Source organism: Helicobacter mehlei (assembly GCF_003660265.1).
GTDB lineage: Bacteria > Campylobacterota > Campylobacteria > Campylobacterales > Helicobacteraceae > Helicobacter > Helicobacter mehlei.
Genome location: NZ_QXQP01000047.1, coordinates 1 through 2,359 on the forward strand (window position 1 = coordinate 1; position 2,359 = coordinate 2,359).

Below are 2,359 nucleotides of genomic sequence, written 5' to 3' on the forward strand. Positions count from 1 at the left end.
CACCCTTTTATCTTTGGTTAAAGGCTTGCTATGGGACAAAAAGAGTTGTTGCAAGAATTTGTAGAGATCGAGCACGCGGACACAGGGAAGAAAAATCGGCAGACATCTTCCCGTAGTCGTGTTTTTTTGAGTAGCTCCAAATCCCGAGCATTGAGAAATACCCACTGGGAAACAAAGACCACATCATAGACTACAATAAATGCCCCCAAGCCTCAAACCAATAATGACTTACACAAACCAAAGATTGCTTCAGCACGATAAACCCAAAAAATTGTAAAGCGCATCTGTCCCTCTCCCTTGGATAGCCAGTATTGGTTTTTGACAAAAGCGTTATGCCATATATGCTAGAATGGTCCTAAAATCGATTTAAATGCATTTGGGGGATGGGGAGTGGTTTTTGGTTTTTGGAGTAACCCACATTAAAGCGGAAAATATGACCCGCTAAACAAAAACTTGTTGGCACGCTTTTACCAAGCACTGTGTAGCTTTTTCATCACTCCCCTTGAGCGCGTAGAAAAGCCGTATATTATAGGTGGAGGGTTCTAATACTCGTATGCCTCAGGCGTTTTTAGACAAGACACGACAATCTAATACACAAATACCGGGCTTCCGCGGTTCGACCATTAAAACTACAAAAAAGCACCAAGCTTTCTCTAACACGGGGGTAGAGTATCCAAAAGTTAGCAACTCTGATATTTTGTTAAAGTCTCTCAACAATCTTAGAGAGATTTTTAAGATTCACGCTTTTAAGGGGTTATAGAGCAAGAGATGGATAGATGGAAAACATTATTTTTTGGATGAAAAGAGTTATGGAGCAGTTATAGAGGTTTGCAAAAATTCAAAACACATTTTTACACAAGCTTTTTTGCTTCGCGAATATTTTCAAGATTTCTCTTGTCTTGTGGTGTGTTCGCTCTCTGTTCTCTTGGATCTATTGTGGTCTTGCCTAGGTTTACTGTTTGTATTGTTGGCTTCAAGGGCAGTTCAGCTAAACCTTGAATTAACGATTTTTCACAAAATTTGGGGATTTTAAAACATCTGTTTTGGCACATTTACGTAAGGTTTATAAATATGAATAAAATGACGCGGTATTTTTATTTTTTTTACGGAGGATTAACATGTGGTCTTTTAGATTAGGGATTTCTGCTTTGGTTTTAGCGAGTTTATGTGTTGCCTTGTCAGCAAGAGAAGTTTCGTATCAAAACACAAGTAATGCGGACCTCATCAAATTGGCTGGCAAAGTTGCTCCCGAAGAAAAACCCGATTATGCTATGGAAATTTACAAACGGGCTGAAAAAATGAATCCCAAACAACGCAAAGAGTTTTATCGAGAGGTGATTGCTACAGCGGATAAAAGTGTTGCCAATGCGGTGATAAAAAATATCAGCAAACGCTTGGAGGAGTTATCTGCGTGGCAATCTAATTATTTTTTCAAATAAATAGTTCGGTTGTTTGCGGGATTTTGGCCTTATCAAGACTTGCTCACTAGGCCAGCATCCCCGTAGTTGATCTAGGGGCTTTGTGGCGTAGGTTAGTAAATTTGGCAATCTTTGCCTCTCTTTGTGGCAATAACTTGGTTGTTTTTGCAAGATTGCATGAGCCTTTGTGATTGTGATCGATCCAGACACCAGGCACGCAACGAGTCTCACTTTTGTTATCTCCAAGTATATGTGTTTTTGTTATTAAGAAATATTTCCTTAAGTCTTAAGCCAAATAAAAGTCTAAAAACCACCTCGCGCTGAGTTCTTTATGCTAGTATTGCCGAAAATAACATGGTTGCAGAATGTATAAATTGCGGATTTGCAAATCCTAATGAAAATTTGTTATTTTGTTTAGAGTGGGTTCATTGGGGGATATTCTACTTAAAGTGGCACGCTTGCACCAACTCAAAAAACACATTTTAAACAATCTCAAATCCCAAAATTGCGTTATAAACGCTACGTTAAAAGCTCTCTTTGTGCTATAGTGGGGGTAAATCTTTGGCGGTGAGCTTAATTTAGAGCGCATGCCTATGAATGCAAAAAGAGTGATCAGCCCATTTGTGGGCAGAGAGAATGTGGAAATTGTCTGTGCCACTGAATTGGGCTTTGGAGGTGTCGGCGTTTGATATTTTTGATATTTTGGTGAATTCTTGGCAAGTCTTTCTTGAAGATAAAGAGTGTCTTTACCAAGTCTTGTTTGCAAGCTCACTTTGGCAAGGAATTATTATTTAATTTCAATTTAAGCTATGGTCCCGGATTTTTGGACTGACTTAGTAAGATTTTAAATCGCTGAACATCCTAGCCACCTTTTCAGCGGCCGCGATAATAACTGGATTGCCCTTGGCATTCTCTAAATTGTTGCGCACCATCTTTAAAAG

Annotated in this window: 1 protein-coding gene and 1 pseudogene; both read left to right on the forward strand. The window is 39.1% G+C overall.

All coding sequences use genetic code 11. The annotated features are described in order from the left end of the window. Positions 1-1,118: 1,118 nt before the first annotated feature. Complete coding sequence (locus EAO36_RS08105; RefSeq protein WP_120948833.1) at positions 1,119-1,439, forward strand: DUF1104 domain-containing protein; 321 nt, start codon at positions 1,119-1,121, stop codon at positions 1,437-1,439. A gap of 416 nt (positions 1,440-1,855) precedes the next feature. Beyond that, a pseudogene (locus tag EAO36_RS08860) lies at positions 1,856-2,244 on the forward strand (DNA adenine methylase); the annotation flags it as partial. Between the last annotated feature and the right edge of the window lie 115 nt (positions 2,245-2,359).